At 72.1% G+C, this 16482-nt stretch carries 16 protein-coding genes; 1 reads left to right on the top strand and 15 read right to left on the bottom strand.

Annotated features, from left to right (window positions below; all coding sequences use genetic code 11):
- Positions 1–57: 57 nt before the first annotated feature.
- From IF99_RS0112110 to IF99_RS0112040, 15 genes are all read right to left on the bottom strand, one after another.
- A complete protein-coding gene (locus IF99_RS0112110; RefSeq protein WP_030996428.1) occupies positions 58–1317 on the bottom strand; it encodes a lytic murein transglycosylase in 1260 nt (419 codons plus the stop codon).
- Between the two features lie 61 nt (positions 1318–1378).
- Positions 1379–2155 carry a hypothetical protein gene (locus IF99_RS0112105; protein WP_030996427.1) on the bottom strand — a complete coding sequence of 259 codons (777 nt, stop codon included), beginning with the start codon at positions 2153–2155 and terminating at the stop codon, positions 1379–1381.
- 20 nt (positions 2156–2175) lie between these two features.
- Entirely contained in the window at positions 2176–2709 is a 534-nt protein-coding gene (locus IF99_RS0112100) for a membrane protein (RefSeq protein ID WP_030996426.1), read from the bottom strand.
- 59 nt (positions 2710–2768) lie between these two features.
- Positions 2769–3236, bottom strand: a complete 468-nt coding sequence (locus tag IF99_RS35745; protein WP_420705668.1) for a hypothetical protein — start codon at positions 3234–3236, stop codon at positions 2769–2771.
- 290 nt (positions 3237–3526) lie between these two features.
- A complete protein-coding gene (locus IF99_RS0112090) occupies positions 3527–4180 on the bottom strand; it encodes a hypothetical protein (protein ID WP_324604373.1) in 654 nt (217 codons plus the stop codon).
- On the bottom strand, positions 4177–5403 hold the full coding sequence (locus IF99_RS0112085) for an MCE family protein (RefSeq protein WP_030996423.1): 1227 nt from the start codon (positions 5401–5403) through the stop codon (positions 4177–4179). Before IF99_RS0112085 ends, IF99_RS0112090 begins: the two co-directional genes overlap by 4 nt.
- A complete protein-coding gene (locus IF99_RS0112080) occupies positions 5400–6770 on the bottom strand; it encodes an MCE family protein (RefSeq protein ID WP_078655061.1) in 1371 nt (456 codons plus the stop codon). The genes IF99_RS0112085 and IF99_RS0112080 overlap by 4 nt, the downstream gene beginning before the upstream one ends.
- Before the next feature lie 2 nt (positions 6771–6772).
- Entirely contained in the window at positions 6773–7792 is a 1020-nt protein-coding gene (locus tag IF99_RS0112075) for an MCE family protein (protein WP_030996421.1), read from the bottom strand.
- Entirely contained in the window at positions 7789–8853 is a 1065-nt protein-coding gene (locus tag IF99_RS0112070; protein ID WP_030996420.1) for an MCE family protein, read from the bottom strand. Before IF99_RS0112070 ends, IF99_RS0112075 begins: the two co-directional genes overlap by 4 nt.
- Positions 8850–9908 carry an MCE family protein gene (locus IF99_RS0112065; protein ID WP_030996419.1) on the bottom strand — a complete coding sequence of 353 codons (1059 nt, stop codon included), beginning with the start codon at positions 9906–9908 and terminating at the stop codon, positions 8850–8852. Before IF99_RS0112065 ends, IF99_RS0112070 begins: the two co-directional genes overlap by 4 nt.
- A complete protein-coding gene (locus tag IF99_RS0112060) occupies positions 9905–11230 on the bottom strand; it encodes an MCE family protein (protein WP_030996418.1) in 1326 nt (441 codons plus the stop codon). The genes IF99_RS0112065 and IF99_RS0112060 overlap by 4 nt, the downstream gene beginning before the upstream one ends.
- A 1-nt stretch (position 11231) precedes the next feature.
- Entirely contained in the window at positions 11232–12038 is an 807-nt protein-coding gene (locus IF99_RS0112055) for an MlaE family ABC transporter permease (protein WP_030996417.1), read from the bottom strand.
- 4 nt (positions 12039–12042) lie between these two features.
- Positions 12043–12903, bottom strand: a complete 861-nt coding sequence (locus tag IF99_RS0112050) for an MlaE family ABC transporter permease (protein WP_234340672.1) — start codon at positions 12901–12903, stop codon at positions 12043–12045.
- A gap of 28 nt (positions 12904–12931) precedes the next feature.
- Positions 12932–13927 carry an ABC transporter ATP-binding protein gene (locus tag IF99_RS0112045; RefSeq protein WP_030996415.1) on the bottom strand — a complete coding sequence of 332 codons (996 nt, stop codon included), beginning with the start codon at positions 13925–13927 and terminating at the stop codon, positions 12932–12934.
- A gap of 482 nt (positions 13928–14409) precedes the next feature.
- Positions 14410–15345, bottom strand: a complete 936-nt coding sequence (locus IF99_RS0112040) for a hypothetical protein (protein ID WP_030996414.1) — start codon at positions 15343–15345, stop codon at positions 14410–14412.
- A 446-nt stretch (positions 15346–15791) separates the two neighbouring features.
- Here IF99_RS0112040 and IF99_RS0112035 point away from each other — a divergent pair, with 446 nt between their 5' ends.
- Positions 15792–16394 carry a hypothetical protein gene (locus IF99_RS0112035; RefSeq protein WP_030996413.1) on the top strand — a complete coding sequence of 201 codons (603 nt, stop codon included), beginning with the start codon at positions 15792–15794 and terminating at the stop codon, positions 16392–16394.
- Positions 16395–16482 lie beyond the last annotated feature (88 nt).

Genomic DNA, 16482 nt, shown 5'->3' with positions numbered 1-16482 from the left:
TGTGAGAGGGGTGTTCTCCCGGGCCCGCGCCCGGCAGGCACGGAGACACGGCGGGACTCAGGCCCCTGGCGAGGCCTCGCAGGGCTCGTCCGTGGGGGCGGGGGTCTCGGTGGGTGACGGCTCGTCGGCCGGGCGCTCATCTGCGCTGTCGGAGGCGCACGGGCTCGGTGAGGGGGTGCCGGGCTCGTCGGTCGTCGAGGGGTCCGGGGTCGCCGACGGGGACTCCGGCGACGGTGCCGATCCGGTCGGTGAGGCGTCCGGACCGGAGGGACTCGGCGAGGGGGCCGGGCTGCCGCCGGAGGAGGGGCCGGGGGACGGATCGGGGGGCGGGGCGGACGTGGTGCCGGGCCCGGGGCTCGGCCTCTCGTCCGGTTCCTCGCTCGGCTGAGGCCCGATCACGATGCCGCCGCCCTTGTTCCCCCTGCCGCCGTCGCCCACGGGGGCCGTGGCCTCCCGGTCGCCGCCTGCGCCCGGGCTCCGGGGCACGACGCCCGTCCCGTCCGGCACGGCGTGCACGCCGTCGCGGTAGAACGCCAGCCAGCGCAGCACCAGGTGGAGGTAGTCGCGCGAGTAGTTGTAGCTCAGGACCGCGCGCTCCAGTCCCCCGCCCGTCGCCAGGTCGCGCCCTCCCGCGCACAGGTAGCGGCCGGCGCCGAGTGCCGCGTCGAAGACGTTGTGGGGGTCCGCGCGGCCGTCGCCGTTCCCGTCGGCGCCCCAGCGCCGCCAGGTGCCGGGAAGGAACTGCATCGGGCCGACCGCCCTGTCGTAGACGGAGTCGCCGTCCCAGGCGCCGTGGTCGCTGTCGCGGATGAGAGCGAAGCCGTCCCCGTCGAGTGCGGGCCCGGTGATGCGGTGCCGGGTGGTGCCCCGCGCGTCCACGTCGCCACCGCGCGCCTGCCCCGACTCGACCTGCCCGATCGCCGCCAGCAGCTGCCACGGAAGGTGGCACCCTGGCCGGGAGTGCGCCAGAGCGGCCTCCGCCCGCTGATAGGCGGCGAGCACGGTGGCGGGCAGCCCGGACGACCTGCGCAGCGGCACCTCCACGACGGGGGGCCGGGCCCCGGGCACCTTCAGCGGATCGACCGGGGGTGCTTCGACGTGGTAGGAGTCGTCGCCCTGCGTCGGGACCTCCGGCAGCGGCGGGAGCGGCGTGGCCACCGGACTCGACGCGTCCTTGTGGCGCCCGGTCAGGCCCTCGACGAAGGCGGGAGCCTGCGAGGCGTTGAGCAGGGCGGTCGCGGCGACGGCGACCGCCGTGCCGCGCAGGCCGCCGCGCAGGCGACGGCCACGGGGGCGCGGGATACGCGAGGGGCGCATGGGTTTCCCTTCCTGTACGTCCTTCTCCGGTCGGTCCTGCCGCGGTCGGTGGGCGCCGGAGTCAGCCTCCGAAGGTGTCCAGCGCCGAGACCTGCCAGCGTCCTTCGCGGCGCACGAGGTCGACGGCGAGCATGGCGCCCGCGTAGTTCGCGGCGGCGGTGGCCTTCGCCGCCGTACTGGTGCTGCTCTGGTCGGCGAAGACCAGGACGCGAGCGCGGTCGCCCTCGATCCGCTCCACCGCGGTGTCGGTGACGGTCGTGGTGACGACCGTCTTCTGCTTCCCGGCCGCGGCGAGGACGGGCCCGAGCAGCGCCTTGTGCTGGGCGACCGCCTTTCCCGTGAGCCAGCGCGCGGTGGCCTTGTCCATCGCGCCCGGGTCGGCGTGGTCGTAGGAGAACAGGGCGTCGACCGCCTTCTCGGCCTGCCCCTTGACCTCGCTCGTGCGGGCCGCGTCGGTCAGCGCGGTGTTGCGCGCGGCGGCCGTGTCGCGCAGGGCGTCGGCACGGGTCGTGGCCCAGCCCGCGAAGGCACCGAGGAGGAGGGTGAGCAGGCACAGGACCGCGACACCTCGCGTGATCCCCAGGGGCCCGGCCCCGCGTGGCGCGGCGGCGGACGCTTCCGCGGCGGAGGCCCGGGAGGCGGCGGGCTCGGGGGCGGCGGACTCCTCGGACGGCGTGCCTTCACCGGTCCCGCCGGGCGGCGCCCCACCGGGAAGCGGCTCCTGGCCGGGTCGTCCGGCCCGGGGGCCGGGCGCGGGCCGGGTCGTCGAGGCCGTCACCGCGGCGAGCCTGCGCTGCCGGTTGAGGTGGTGGCGGGTGGTGTGGCGCGTCGTGGACATCGTGGGCTCCCTTGCGCCGCTCAGTCGGTCTCGGTGCTCGCGGTGCCGCCGACCGGGGCCTGCCCGAGGGCGCTCAGCTTCCACGTGCCGTGGGTGCGGGTGAGTTCGCCGAGCATGCGGCTGTCCTTGTCGGTGGTCTTCTGGCCGGAGGCCCGTACGGTGACGCGCAGGGCGACCATCACGCGCGCCCTGCCCGCGCGTGCGTCGAGTTCGGTGACGGCCCCGTCGAGCACCTTCGCGGTGCTGACGGTCTTGGCGGTGCGCACCTGCTGTGCGAAGGCGTCGCGTCCCTTGACGAGCTGACGGTGCAGGGCGCCGGTCGTGGAGGACTCCCACAGGTCGAGGCCGCGCGCGAAGTGCGCGTGGTCGAGGGTGTTGAGGTTCTGCACGGCCTGCTCGCCCGCTTCGAGCACGTCGTCGCGCGCGGCGGCGTAGGAGATCCCGTCGTCGTGGGCGGCGCCGTACCAGGACCAGCCGGCCCAGGCGGCGAAGCCGCCCGCGACCAGGGTGAGGGCGAGCGCCACGAGGAGCAGCGGCCGCGTGAGCCGGTTCATGCGGGTCCTTTCAGCGAGCGGTCGAGCGGGCGGATCAGCGGGCATTCGGGGAGGTGTTCTCAGCGGGCCGTGAGGTCGACGACACGCCAGACGCCGTCGTGGAGCCGGGCGGTGACGGAGAGCTGGGCGGCGCTCGTCGTCGCCTTCCCCTCCCCACGCCGGGCGGTCTGGTCGAGGAAGACGAGGAGGTGCGCGGTGTCACCGCGCAGGCTCACGACGCCGACGCGGACGGACTGTGTGGAGAGCGTCAGGCGCTGGGCGCGGACGTCCTCCCTGACCCGGCCGATCAGCGCCTCGTACTGCCGGGCCGCCTTCCCCGCGAGCGCGGCCTTCGCGGAGCGCTCGGTCCCCGCCATGCCGTCCGGCGTGTAGGAGAAGATCCGGGCGAGCGCGCTGCCGACGTCACCGCTCACGCGGTCGCTGGCCTCGGCGTCGGTGAGCGCGTGGTTGGCCGCGCCGGGCGTGTGGCGCAGCGAGCCCGCCTGCTGGAGGAGTACGCATCCGGTGAGCAGGAGCAGTACGGACACGAGGGCGACGACGACGGTCCGGCGCCGCGCCCACCACGTAAGGGCCGGTCTCGCCTTCCCGGAGGGGTCCTCCCCCGACGCGGAGGACGCGGAGCCCGCGCCCTCGGCGGCGGAGGTCTCCCCGGTGGCGGCGGCTTCCGCCTCCGCACCGGGCCCCCGACCCGCCCCAGCCGCTTCCGGTCCTGTACCGGGCTCCTCCCCCGGCCCGGCCGCTCCTGTACCGGGCTCCTCCCCCGCGCCGGCAGCCGTTTCCGTCTCGGCCTCGCGCGCCCGCACCGGCGTCCCGCGCCTCATCGCGTCACCTCCGAAACCGCCACCGCCGACAGGCCCTTGACCTTCCACTCCCCCGAGGACTCCCGTGTCAGGACCGCCTCCAGGCGCTTGCGGTCGGTTGTCGGCTTCCGCGCCTCCGGGGCGGTCGTCTCGACCCTGAGCGTCGCGATGAGACGCGCCGTGCCCGCGTGGGTGTCGAGCGCCGTGAGCGCCGCGTCCGTCACGACACCCCGTGAGGAGGCGCCCTTCGCCGGTTCCACGCGGGCGAGTTCGGTGCGCAGGGGACCGGCGCTGACCGTCTTCCAGCGGGCCACGCCCGCCTCGGCGCGGGCCCGCGAGGAGGCGTCGAGAGTGGACAGCGTGGCGACGGCGGCCCGTCCCTCCTTCAGCGCAGCGTCACGAGCCCGCCCGTAGGCCAGGTCGTCGTCGGTCCGTGCCCGCACGTAGGACCACGTGCCCGCGGCCCACACCGCGAGCGCGAGGACGACCCCCAGCCCGCAGAGGACGCGCCGCACGACGTGCGCCCGCACACGGCCGCCGGGCCGCTCCCGCTCCGAGGTCTCGGCGTCATCCCCGACACCGGTGACACCCGCGACCTGTGGTGCGTCGCCGTCCGGCCGACCCGCCGGGTCGCCCGTCTCCGTCCCGCTCACGCGTTCCTCCGTGCTCACGATCCGCTCCCCACGCCGAGCAGAGCGGCCATGCCGCCGCCCGTCGAGGCGGCCCCGCTCTCGCGTACCGAGGGCAGCGCGAGCGCCCCGGGCCGTACCGGTTCCGGCACCGCGCCGCCCCGGGGGGCGTGGGCCGAGCCGCGCACCTGGACGCCGCTCGCCGCGGGCGCGGTGCAGCGCGCCCCCGTGTTGAGCGCGGGCGCGGGGCTCGTGTCCGTACCGATGCGGTAGCGCGTGCCGCCGTAACCGGCCGTGCAGGGAAGGGGCTTGAAGAAGGTGACGGCCATGCCGAGATCGAGCTTTCCGCCGTCGACGGCGGTGGAGCCGATGGCGACCGCCTGGGGCAGCTTGACGAGCAGTTCCTCCGTGCCGCGCTGCCGGGTGACCGCGACCTCGGAGGTCGTGAGGAGGTTGGCGAGGACGACGCCGATCTCCGGGTCGAGGTCGCGCAGAACGCCGCCGATCTGCTCCGAGGCCCCGGGCGCCGCCATGATGAGGCGGCGCAGGTCGGCGTCGGATCCCTTGAGGGTCGCCGCGAGGTCCTTGGCGCCGCGCGCGAAGGACTTGATCGCCTCGGCCTCCTCCGCCTGGGTCCGCAGGACCGTACGGCCGTCCTCGATGAGCGCGCGCGTCTGCGGGAAGGAGCGGTCGGCGGCCCGTACGAAGGCGGAGCCGTTGTCGAGCAGTACCCGAAGGTCGTCGCCGCGCCCCTCGAAGGCTTTGCCGAACTCGTCCACGACCGTGCGCAGGTCGTCGAGCGGGACGGAGGCGGTCAGGTCGTCCACGCCCGAGAGGACATCGGTGACGGGGCGGGGCACGGAGGCGGCGGAGGCCGCGATCCGGGAGCCGTCGCCGAGGTAGGGGCCGCCGTCGCTCTCGGGGCGCAGGTCGATGTACTGCTCGCCCACGGCCGACAGGTCGGCCACCACGGCTTTGGCGTCCTCGGGGATGCGCGGCGCGGACTTCTTGATGCGCAACTGGGCCTCCACGCCGTCGGCGGTGAGCCCGATGTCACCGACGCGGCCCACCGAGACACCCCGGTAGGTGACGTTGGCGTGCGTGAACAGTCCGCCGGTGCGCGGGAGTTCGACCTTGACCGAGTAGTAGTCGGCCACTCCCGCGTACCGGCCGAGGTCCGCGTACCGCACGCCGAGGTACGCGAGCACGAGGACGGCGATGACGACGAAGGCGATGTTCTTGAGCACCGTGGCGCGGGTGATCACGGGGTGCCTCCGCTCGTGGTGGCGGGCAGGGGCAGGGGGCTGCGGGTGGTGGCGCCGGGACTCGCCGAGGAGTGCGCCGACGCGGAGCGCGAGCCGGTGGGCCCGGCCGTGGAGCCCTCCGGGGCCGCGCTCCCGGATGCCGCACGGTGCGACGCCGTACCCTTCGACGCCGTACCCTTCGACGCCCCGCTCGTGGAGCCGGCGCCCGTGGGCACCGCGCCGTCAGAGGGCCACTTCCCGCCCTTCCCGGAGGGCTCGCCCGCCGACTTCCTGGGCGCGTCCCCACCGGGAGCCGGTGCCTCCGAACCCCCCGCGCCGTCGTCGGCGTCTCCCGGCACGAGCGGCGGGATCAGGGTCGTCCCCTCGGCCGCCGTGATGTGCAGGTACGCGTTCAGGTAGTCCCCCTTGACGCCGTTCAGGACCTCGTCGGTGAAGGGGTAGGTGAGGAGGACCTGAAGCGAGTCGGGCAGGTCCTGGCCCGCGTCGGCGAGGGAGCGAAGAGTGGGCGCGAGGGCTTTCAGGTCGGCGACCATGTCGGCCTTGCTCCTGTCGATGGTGTCGACGGCGACGTCCTGGAGCCGGTCGAGCGAGCGCAGCATCGTCATGAGCGACCCCCGCTGCTCCTCCAGCGTCTTGAGCCCCGGGGCGAGGTCGTCGAGCACCGCGCCCACGTCCTGTTTGCGGTGGGCGAGGGTCGTCGAGAGCCGGTTGACCGCGTCGAGCGCGGCCGTGATGTCGCCGCGGTGGTCGTCGAGGTCGGTGACGAGCGTGTCGACCCGGCGCAGAGTGGAGCGGACCTCGCTCTCGCGACCGCCGATCGCCTTGTTGAGTTCGGTGGTGATGGACTTCAGCTGGTTGAGGCCACCGCCGTTGAGGAGCAGCGACAGCGCGCCGAAGACCTCTTCGACCTCGGTGGTGCGGCCGGTGCGGGCGAGCGGGATGCGGTCCCCGGAGCGGAGCCGCCCGCCGCCGTCCTCGGGCTCGACGAGCTGAACGTACTTCTCGCCGAGCAGGCTGGACTGTTCGAGGCGGGCCCCTGTCCCGGCGGGCAGCCGTACGTCTCCGTTGACGCGGAGGGTGACGCGGGCCGTCCAGCCGTCGTGGGCGAGGGCGACGGCGGTCACCCGGCCCACCGTCACGTCGTTGACCTTGACGTCGGAGCGCGGGACGAGGTTGAGGACGTCCTTCATGTCCGCGGTGAGGGTGTACGGGTGGGGGCCGAGGTCGGCGCCGCCGGGCAGCGGCAGGTCCTCGATGCCGTCGAAGCCGAGCGTGGGCGCGGGGACGATGCCGAGGGTCAGGCACAGCGCGAGCACGGCGGCGAGCCCCGTGCCGCCCCACAGCCCCGCCGCGGTGGACCTCTTCACGGTCACTCACCCCCCACGGCGGGCAGGGGCAGCATCGGGCTGCCCTGGGCCACCTCGTTGAGGTTGGCGCGCCCGGTGAGGGTGCGGGTCTTCGGGTCGTACGCCTTGACGAGGTTGCCGGCCGCGAGCGGCGCGGTGTCGAGCGCCTCGGCGAGAGACTTCCGCTGGTCGACGAGGGTCTGGGTGAGGGGCACGAGCCGGTCCACGTTCTTCTTCAGCTCGCCGCGGTTGTCCTGGATGAAGGTCTTGACCCGGCCGAGCGCGGTGCCGAGTTCCCTGAGCGCCGCCGCGAGGTCGTCGCGGTCGTCGGCGAGGTAGGTGGTGACGCTGTCGAGGTTCTCCTGGGCGGTGCGCACCGAGCCGTCCTGCTCCTTCAGCATCGTGGTGAAGGACTGGAGGTGGCTGAGCGTGGTGAAAAGTTCCTCGCTGCTGCCGTCGAGGGTTTTGGCCGCCTTGCCGAACTGCTCGATGCTCTCGCCGATCGCGGCACCGTTGCCCTTGAGGTTCTTCGCGCCCGTGTCGAGGAGGCCGGACAGCGCGCCGTTCGCGTTGGCGCCCTCGGGCCCAAGGGCTTTGCTCAGCTCGGTGAGGGAGTCGTAGAGCTGGTCGATCTCGACGGGGGTGCGGTTGCGGGAGAGCGGGAGCACGGCGCCGTCGCGGAGCCGGGGGCCGTTCGTGTAGGCGGGGGTGAGCTGGATGTAGCGGTCCGCGACGACGCTCGGGGCGACGGCGACGGCCCGCGCGTTCGCGGGGACTTTCACGCCGTGGTCGATGGCGAGCACGACCTTCACCTTCGTGCCCTGCGGGCGCACCTCGACGACCTTCCCGACACGGACCCCGAGCACGCGCAGGTCGGAGCCCTGGTACATGCCGACCGCGCGGTCGAAGTAGGCGGTGACGCGCGTCCCGCCGGGGCTCGCGGCGCGGACGCCGTAGACGCCCGCGGCGGCGAGGAGGACGAGGACGAGCCCGCCGACGAGGAACCGGTGGCGCGGGGACCATCTGTGCGGGGTCTCGCTCACTGGCCGTCTCCCTTCTTCGTCTCGTACGCGCCGTTCCTCGGCGGCACGCAGGAGGTCTCGGGCCGCGCGGACGCGGGCAGGAAGTCGCGGGGGATGGCCCCGCACAGGTAGCTGTCGAACCAGCGGCCGTTGCCGAGCGAGTTGCCCATGAGCCGGTAGTACGGGCCGAGCAGTCCGAGGGTCCGGTCGAGCTGTCCCTGGTTCTTCCGGAGCACGTCGGTGACGCGGCCGAGTGCCTTGAGCGTCGGGCGCAACTGCCGTTCGTTGTCGGCGACGAGGCCGTTCAGCTCCTCGCCGAGCGCCTTGCTGCCGCTGAGCAGCGCCTTGACGGCGGTGCGCCGTTGCCTCAGCTCGCCGAGGAGGGAGCCGCCGTCGTCGATGAGCGTCTCGAAGCTGGACTTCCTCGTCCGGAGCGTCTTGGTGAGCTGCTCGCTCCCCTTGAGCAGGCGGGCGAGTTCGGCGTCGCGCGAGGACACCGTTCGGGAGAGCGCGGAGAGTCCCTCGACCGCGGTCCGCACGTCGGGCGGGGAGTCCTTGAAGGTGTCGGAGAGCGTCTGGAAGCTGTTGGCGAGCTGTTCCGTGTCGACCTCGTCGATGGTGCTGCCGAGGTCCTGGAGCGCGCTCGTCACGTCGTACGGGGACGTGGTGCGCGCGAGCGGGATGCGGCTGCCGGGGTCCTGGCGACCGGTGCCGAGCGGGTCGAGGGCGAGGTACTTGGAGCCGAGCAGGGTCTTGATGGCGATGGCGGCCGTGGTGCGGTCGCCGATCCAGGTATCGCCGTCCCGTACCCGGAAGGCGACCTTCACCCGGTTCCCTTCGAGGCCGACCGAGGTGACCTCGCCGACCTTGACGCCCGCGATCCGCACCTCGTCGCCGTCGTCGAGCCCGGCGGCCTCACTGAAGTCGGCGGTGTACGTGGTGCCGCCGCCCACGAGGGGCAGGCTCGCGGCGTGGAAGGCCGCGTGCAGGACGAGGGCGAGCACGGCGAGGCCGACGAGCGCGACGGCGACGGGATCGCGTTCCTTCACGGGGGTGAGGCGCGGTCGCTTCGCAGGCGTCATGACTGGCACCTCGCTTCGGTGACGGGGATGCCGGTGGGAGGCTTCGATCCGTCGGACATGGTGAGGCCGCCGACTTTCGCCTCGCAGAGGTACAGGTTGAACCACGACCCGTAGGAGGAGAGGCGGGCGAGGGCGGTGAGCTTGGTGGGCGCCTTGTCGAGAAAGCTCTCGATCCGCGGGATGCCGTCGCCGAGCGAGCCGGAGAGACGGCCGAGCTGATGGATGTCGTCCTTGAGCGGCTTCCTGGCGTCCTGGAGCAGCCCGGCGGTGACGCTCGTCAGGTCCCCCATGGCCCGGACCGCCTCGCCGAGGGGTTCGCTATCCGCGTTGAACCCGGAGACGAGTTCCTTGAGGGTGGTGACGAGGTCGTCGAACCGGTCCTCGCGGTCGTTGAAGGTGTCGAGCACCTGCGTGAGGTTGTCGACGACCTCGCCGATGACCTCGTCCTTCGCCGCGACGGTCGTGGAGAGCGAGCCGACGTGCCGGATGAGGCTCTCGACGGTGCCGCCCTCGCCCTGGAGGACCTTGACGATCGAGCCGGCCAGCTCGTTCATCTGCGCCGGGTCGAGCCCTTCGAAGAGCGGTTTGAAGCCGTTGAAGAGGAGCGTGAGGTCGAGGGCCGGGGTGGTGCGGCTCAGCGGGATGGTGCCGCCGTCCGCGAGTTCGCCGGTGGCGCCGCCGGAGCCGCGCTCCAGCGAGATGTAGCGCTGGCCGACCATGTTCAGGTACTTGACCGAGGCCGTCGTGGTGGCGGGCAGGCCGCGGTCGCGGTCGACGGTGAAGGTGACCTGGGCCGTGCGGTGGTCGACGACGCGTACGTCGGTGACCTCGCCGACCTTGACGCCGGAGATCCGCACCCCGTCGCCGTCGATGAGCCCGGTCACGTCCGAGAACAGCGCCTTGTACGTCGTCGTGTCGTCGCCGACACCGGTGTTGGCGATGGACAGGCCGAGCACGGCGGTCGCGACCCCGGTGACGAGGACGAAGACGAGGGACTTGACGACCGCCCCTGTCGGCGGTTTGCGGTGCGGGAAGGAGTCCTTGTCCGCGCTCACTTCACTCTCACCTCCGTGCCCCGGAAGACGGGTCCGGCGAGGAGGCTCGACCAGTCGGGCAGCTCCCCGGCCTGTGTGCCCCCGGCGGGTCGGCGCGTGCCGGTCCCGGCGCTCTTCGCGCCCTTGCCTTCCTTCGCTCCCGTCGGGGCCCCCGTGTCCTTGGCGGGCGCGCTCAGCAGTTCGTTGACGAGGTCGTTCTCCTGCGGGGAGTTGGCGGGCCCGAGGTCCTTGTCGGCGGAGAGGCTCGCGGTGGCGGCGGGGCGGGTGCCGCTCGCCTCGCCGAGGTAGGGCGCGGAGTAGCAGTGCGGGCCGCCGGACGCGGTGTAGGCGGGGGTGTCGCGTCCGGGCCGGTAGGCGCCCTGGGACGGCACGGTCGTGACCTCGACGTGGACGCCGGCGTGCCCCGTGCCCTTGCCGAGGGCGCGGTCCATGCGGGGAGTGAACTCGGTGAGGGCGCGCAGGGTGCAGGGGAACTCGGCGGAGTACTCGGCGAGGAGCCGGAGGGTGCCGCGCGAGGTGGCCGAGAGGCGGATGATCGTGTCCTTGTTGGCGCGCAGGAAGCCGTCGATGTCCTCGGCGGCGCGGGTGGTGCTCGCGTAGGCGGCGGAGAGGCCGGTCTCCTTCTCGGCGAGGGTGCCGCTCGTCGTGGTGAAGTCGTGGAGCGCGTCGACGATGCCGGGCGCGGCGTCCGCGTACACGTGCGAGACCTTCACGAGCTGCCTCAGGTCCTCGTTGAGCGCGGGGAGTTCGGGGTTGAACCTCTTGAGGTGCGCGTCGAGTTCGGTGAGGGTCTCGCCGAGCTTGTCGCCGCGCCCGTCGAGCGCTTGGGAGACGGCGGAGAGGGTCGCGGAGAGCTTCTGCGGCTGGACGGCGGTGAGCAGCGGGAGCGTGTGGTCCAAAACCTGCTGGAGTTCGATGGCGTTCGCCGAGCGGTCCTGCGGGATGACGGCGCCGGCGCCGAGCGGGCGGGCGGGCTCCGTGGTGTCCGCGACGAGCGCCACGTACCGCTCGCCGAAGAGGGTGGTGGGCAGCATCTGGGCGCGGACGTCGTCCGGGATGGACCGGAGCGCGCCGGGCTTCATGGCGAGGGTGAGGCGGGCGCCTTGCCGCGAGGCGTCGATGGCGCGGACCTCGCCGACGACGACGCCGCGCAGCTTCACCTCGGCGCCGATGTGCATCTCGTTGCCGATGCTGCCGGTCTCGACGACGACACGCGGGTCGTCGCTGAAGTCCTTCTGGTAGACGGCGACGGCGAGCCAGATGAGCAGAGCGGCGGCGACGAGGAAGGCGATGCCCGCGAGGCGCAGGCGCAGGGTCTCCATGTCAGCCCGCCACCTTCACCGTCGTGGTGGCGCCCCAGATCGCGAGCGAGAGGAAGAAGTCGGTGACGGCGATGAGGACGATGGCGTTGCGCACCGAGCGGCCCACGGCGACGCCCACCCCGGCGGGCCCTCCCTGGGCGCGGAAGCCGTAGTAGCAGTGGGCGAGGATCACCATCACGCTGAAGACGAGCACCTTCAGGACGCTGAGGAGCACGTCCTCGGGGACCAGGAACAGGTTGAAGTAGTGGTCGTAGGTGCCCGAGGACTGGCCGTTGAAGACGACGGTGACGACGCGCGAGGCGACGTAGCTGGAGAGGAGGCCGAGCGCGTAGAGCGGGATGATGGCGACGACGCCCGCGATGATGCGCGTGGTCACGAGGTACGGCATGGAGCGCACGCCCATCCCTTCGAGGGCGTCCACCTCCTCGTTGATGCGCATCGCGCCGAGTTGCGCGGTGAATCCCGCGCCGACCGTCGCGGAGAGCGCGAGACCGGCGACGAGCGGGGCGACCTCGCGGGTGTTGAAGTAGGCGGTGACGAAGCCGGTGAGCGGCGCGGTGCCGATCTGGTCCATGGCGGCGAAGCCCTGGAGTCCCACGACGGTGCCGGTCGCGGCGGTCATGCCGATCATGACGCCGACGGTGCCGCCGATGACGCTGAGGCCGCCGGAGCCGAACACCACCTCGGCGAGCAGGCGCTGCACCTCCTTGGCGTACCGCGTGATCGTGCGCGGGATCCACAGCAGGGCGCGGATGTAGAAGAGCAGTTGGTCGCCACCGCGGTCGAGCCAGGCGAGCGGGGATGCCATGCGTTCAGCCTCCCTTCGGCGGAACGATCTGGAGGTAGACCGCCGTCATCGCCATGTTCACGACGAGCAGCAGGATGAAGGTGATGACGACCGACTGGTTGACGGCGTCGCCGACGCCCTTGGGCCCGCCGCGCGGGTTCAGTCCCCGGTAGGCGGCGACGATCCCGGCGATGAGGCCGAAGACGAGTGCCTTGAGTTCACCGACGTAGAGGTCGGGGAGCTGGGCGAGGGCGGAGAAGCTCTGGAGGTAGGCGCCGGGGGTGCCGTGCTGGAGGCCGACGTTGAGGAAGTAGCCGCCGAGGGTGCCGACGACGGAGACGAGGCCGTTGAGCAGCAGCGCGACGGACATGGTGGCGAGCACGCGGGGCACGATGAGCCGCTGCACGGGCGAGACCCCCATGACCTCCATGGCGTCCAGCTCCTCGCGGATCTTGCGCGAGCCGAGGTCGGCGCAGATGGCCGAGCCGCCCGCCCCGGCGATGAGCAGCGAGACGATGAGCGGGCTCGCCTGCTGGATGACGGCGAGGACGCTGGCTCCTCCGGTGAAGGACTGCGCCCCCAACTGCTGGGTCAGGCTTCCCACTTGGAGAGCGATGACGGCGCCGAAGGGGATGGACACGAGCGCGGCGGGCAGGATGGTGACGCTCGCGATGAACCAGAACTGCTCGATGAACTCGCGGAACTGGAAGGGGCGGCGGAAGATCGCGCGCAGCACCTCCAGGGTGAGCGCGAAGAGCCTGCCGGTCTGGCGGAGCGGGCCGAGCAGCGGGTTCGGGGGACGCGGCGGGGCCGGCGGCGTGCGTACCTCGCCCAGGGGGACGGTGGGCGGCTCCGGCGGCGGGGCGGGGCGCTCGTCGATGCTCATGCGGCCGCCCCGAAGCGCGTACGCGCCCTCACGAGGCACCTCCGTGGTGCGCCCACGTGCTCCGCTCCCAGCCGTAGGCGGCGCGGATCGCGGACTGCGCGCGCTCGGGCAGGGTGTGCAGCAGTCCCCGTACGCGCTCCCTGCGCCGCGCCACGGCGGCCCGTTCCCCGAGGCCCGCACTCGGCTCCAACTGCGGGACGAGCGCCTTCGGTTCGGCGGGCGGGGTGTACGCGGCGGCCTCGGCCGCGAGCGTCGCGGCGTCCTTCTCCTCGGACATCCCGATCGGGCCCGCCTTGCTGGCGGTCAGGAACTGGGCGACGACCGGTTCCCTGCTCGTGAGGAGCACTTCGCGCGGGCCGAAGGCGACGAGTTCGCGGCGGAAGAGCATCCCCATGTTGTCGGGCACGGTCGCGGCGATGTCGAGGTTGTGCGTGACGATGAGCATCGTCGCGTCGATGCGGGTGTTGAGGTCGATGAGCAGCTGGGAGATGAAGGCAGTGCGTACCGGGTCGAGGCCGGAGTCGGGCTCGTCGCAGAGGATGATCTCCGGGTCGAGCACGAGGGCCCGCGCGAGGCCCGCGCGCTTGCGCATCCCGCCGCTGATCTCGCCCGGCAGCTTCCCCTCCGCGCCGGTCAGGCCGACGAGCTCGATCCGTTCCATGACGATGCGGCGGATCTCCGCCTCCTTTTTGCGGGTGTGCTCGCGCAAGGGGAAGGCGATGTTGTCGAAGAGGTTCATCGACCCGAACAGGGCACCGTCCTGGAACATCAGCCCGAACTTCTTGCGGGCCTCCATGACGTCCCGCTCCGGTGAGCGCGCCATGTCGACGCCGTCCACCAGGACACGCCCGCGCTCGGGCTTGAGCAGGCCGATCAGCGACTTGAGGAAGACGGTCTTGCCCGTCCCCGAGGGACCGAGCATGACGCTGACCTCCCCCGCAGGCAGCGTCAGGCTGACGTCCTGCCAGATGGTCTGGCGGCCGAAGGACTTCGTCAGCCCCTCGACCCTCACTTCGATTCCCATCGCCTTCTCACCTTCAGCGAGCGGACTCGGCAGCGCACCGTAATGCTCTTCGCACGTGCCGGACAAGATCTCGGAACCATTGCTCCGAGCCTGCGCGGAGAACTTGCCATCCGCTGATAAAAGAAAGCGTCACCTCTGTCAGCGCGTGAGCGGAACAAGCGGCGGGACCCCGCCTCGCCGGGGACGGGCGAAAGACGGGATCCCACCGTGGAGAAACGGCCGAGAAGGAGGGCCCGGGTCCGTTTCTCCGCTGACTCCCGGCAGGCGGGAGGGCGCCGGACCGAGAGAGAAGCATTCCCCGGAAATGACGTTACGGCCGGGTAACCTCGACCCGCAACAGCCGTTCACCAAGTATTTCCTCACCGGTTTTCAGGGAACGGAATGATCACGATGGCGGCGAAGCGGGAGTTCGGGTTTGTCACGGGGTGACAAGCGGCCGGGAGCGAGGGACGGCTCCGCCGCCCGCCGCGGGAGCCGTCCGGTCACTTGGCCGCCGAGTGCCAGTACTGCGAGAACGTCCTGCCCTGGTGCGGTGCGGCGCTGCCGGGGTCGGTGAGCGTGGCCAGGTAGGTGGAGGCGCTGTTGAGGGTCAACGAGTTCTTGCCGGAGGCCGCGGGCAGGCCGGACTTCAGGTTGACGGCCCAGTTGAAGGCACCGAGACCGAGCGGGCCGCAGCCGCTCGCGCCCGGCGCGGCGAAGGTGGTGTCCTCCTGACCGGCCCCGGTGGCCGCGAGCCGCACCATCTCGCCGGTGTCGGCCGGCGTGCCGTTCGCGGCGAAGGACTCGGCCGCCACGTCCGGGACGCTCTGGTTCTGCGGGCGCAGCACGAGGGGAGAGGACTTGGTCCCGATGTAGCAGTTTCTTCCGATGAGCGGGTTCTGGAGGTGCACGCGGACCGGGATCGAGAGGATCGGCTGCTTCTCGCCGAGGCCGGCGAAGAGCTGGAAGTCCGTGGGGGTGCCGACCGGTTCGACGGTGGCGGTGACGCGGTTGAGGGTGCTGTTGGTGATCTGGTCGCACACGGCGCCGACCACGGGGACGGAGCTGGGGCACATGAGGCCGAGCAGTCCACCGGGCAGGTCGGCGGGGTCGGCGACGAGCGCACCGTCCGCGGGGGCTATCACCGTGTTGGTGCCGTCCGCGTGCGTGATGACTCCGGCCTGGAGGTCCGTCCTGCCGGTGGGGACGACGGAGCTGCCGATCTTGATGACACCGCTCGACGAACTGGAGGAGATACAGGTCGCCTGGTCGTTGATCCCGTCGGCCGCGAGCATCGCGGCATTGTCGACCGGGCAGCGGTTGAACGGCGCCCAGTGCCCGTTCAGCTGCGATCCCGCGGCCGTTGACGTACCGATGGACGCGAGCGTCGCCAAGGCGGCGGTGGCGCTCAGCACGGTGAGGCGTCTAAGAGTGCTCATTCCGGTTTCCCTTCGGAGTCGGACTACGCGAGCCCGGACGCTACTCACCGGAAACCTCGCACGGCAATAAGCCTGCTGACGCATTTTCCATTACCCGTGCGTTTGTCAGCGAGTGAGCATCGCGGCCCCCGGCTTGCGCACCTGGTGAGCAATTCAGCCCGGCAGCCCTGAAATCGTCACGCGTCGACAAAAAGCCGGGTTCCGTTGCTCGCCCGCGGGTAAGAAATTCACCGATCAGGACCCGCACGAGAGATTCTTTCCCTTTTCCATTGCGGCTTCCGGTTACCAGCTCGTAACGTCCCCTCTCGAAGGCGACGAACAACGGCCTGTGCGACCGATCGGTTCGTTGACCTGGAGTGTGAGCCGCCGGCCGCCCCTCTCGCGGGCGGTCGACCTGTGTCAGTACCCGAGCTCGTACGCCATTCGCTCCCCCGAAGGGATCCCTCGTGCGCAGATTCACCCGGAACGCAGCCGTCGCAGCCGCCGCGCTCGCCTCGGCCATCGGCCTCTCCGTCTCCTCCGCGTCGGCGACCGCGACCGCCACGTACACCGTCACCCCCGGCGGGGCCTTCACGGCCAACGCCAGCAACCCGAAGCTGACCTCCGGCGCCGCCATCCTCAACTGCACCTCCTCGCAGGCCAAGGGGACGCTGAAGAGCGGCTCGGGCAACGCCGGGGCGAAGCTCGCCTCCATCACGAGCCTGACCTTCACCGGCTGCTCCGTGTCCGGCATCCCGTTCACCGTGTCGGCCGCCGCGAGCACCAGCGCGCCGTTCTCCATCAACGCCACCGGCACGACGGCGAACCACATCGACGGCAACGTCAGCAACATCAGCGCGAAGGTGACCGGCAGCGGCTGCAACGTCACCTTCGCCGGTACCACGAACGGCTGGTACGAGAACACCACGAGCACGCTGCACATCACCGGCGGCGGCTCGCTCGCCGCGCAGGCGGGTGCGAGCTGCCTCGGCCTGATCACGGCGGGCGCGCACGCCGACTTCATCGCCAACTACGCCCTGACCGCCTCCCAGTCGATCACCTCTCCGTGATCCGCTGACCCCGTGAGCGCGTGAGCGCGTCGTCGCCCGTCACCGGCCCCCGGGCCCGTGACGGGCGTCGGTGTTCCCCTCGGCCGCG

The organism is Streptomyces sp. NRRL F-5630, assembly GCF_000719475.1.
GTDB lineage: Bacteria > Actinomycetota > Actinomycetes > Streptomycetales > Streptomycetaceae > Streptomyces.
This window is presented reverse-complemented; position numbering and strand designations above follow the sequence as displayed.

Coding starts and splice junctions, on each gene's coding strand:
- IF99_RS0112110 (WP_030996428.1), bottom strand. CDS start 1,317: ATGCGCCCCTCGCGTATCCCGCGCCCCCGTGGCCGTCGCCTGCGCGGC.
- IF99_RS0112105 (WP_030996427.1), bottom strand. CDS start 2,155: ATGTCCACGACGCGCCACACCACCCGCCACCACCTCAACCGGCAGCGC.
- IF99_RS0112100 (WP_030996426.1), bottom strand. CDS start 2,709: ATGAACCGGCTCACGCGGCCGCTGCTCCTCGTGGCGCTCGCCCTCACC.
- IF99_RS0112070 (WP_030996420.1), bottom strand. CDS start 8,853: ATGACGCCTGCGAAGCGACCGCGCCTCACCCCCGTGAAGGAACGCGAT.
- IF99_RS0112060 (WP_030996418.1), bottom strand. CDS start 11,230: ATGGAGACCCTGCGCCTGCGCCTCGCGGGCATCGCCTTCCTCGTCGCC.
- IF99_RS0112055 (WP_030996417.1), bottom strand. CDS start 12,038: ATGGCATCCCCGCTCGCCTGGCTCGACCGCGGTGGCGACCAACTGCTC.
- IF99_RS0112050 (WP_234340672.1), bottom strand. CDS start 12,903: ATGAGCATCGACGAGCGCCCCGCCCCGCCGCCGGAGCCGCCCACCGTC.
- IF99_RS0112045 (WP_030996415.1), bottom strand. CDS start 13,927: ATGGGAATCGAAGTGAGGGTCGAGGGGCTGACGAAGTCCTTCGGCCGC.
- IF99_RS0112040 (WP_030996414.1), bottom strand. CDS start 15,345: ATGAGCACTCTTAGACGCCTCACCGTGCTGAGCGCCACCGCCGCCTTG.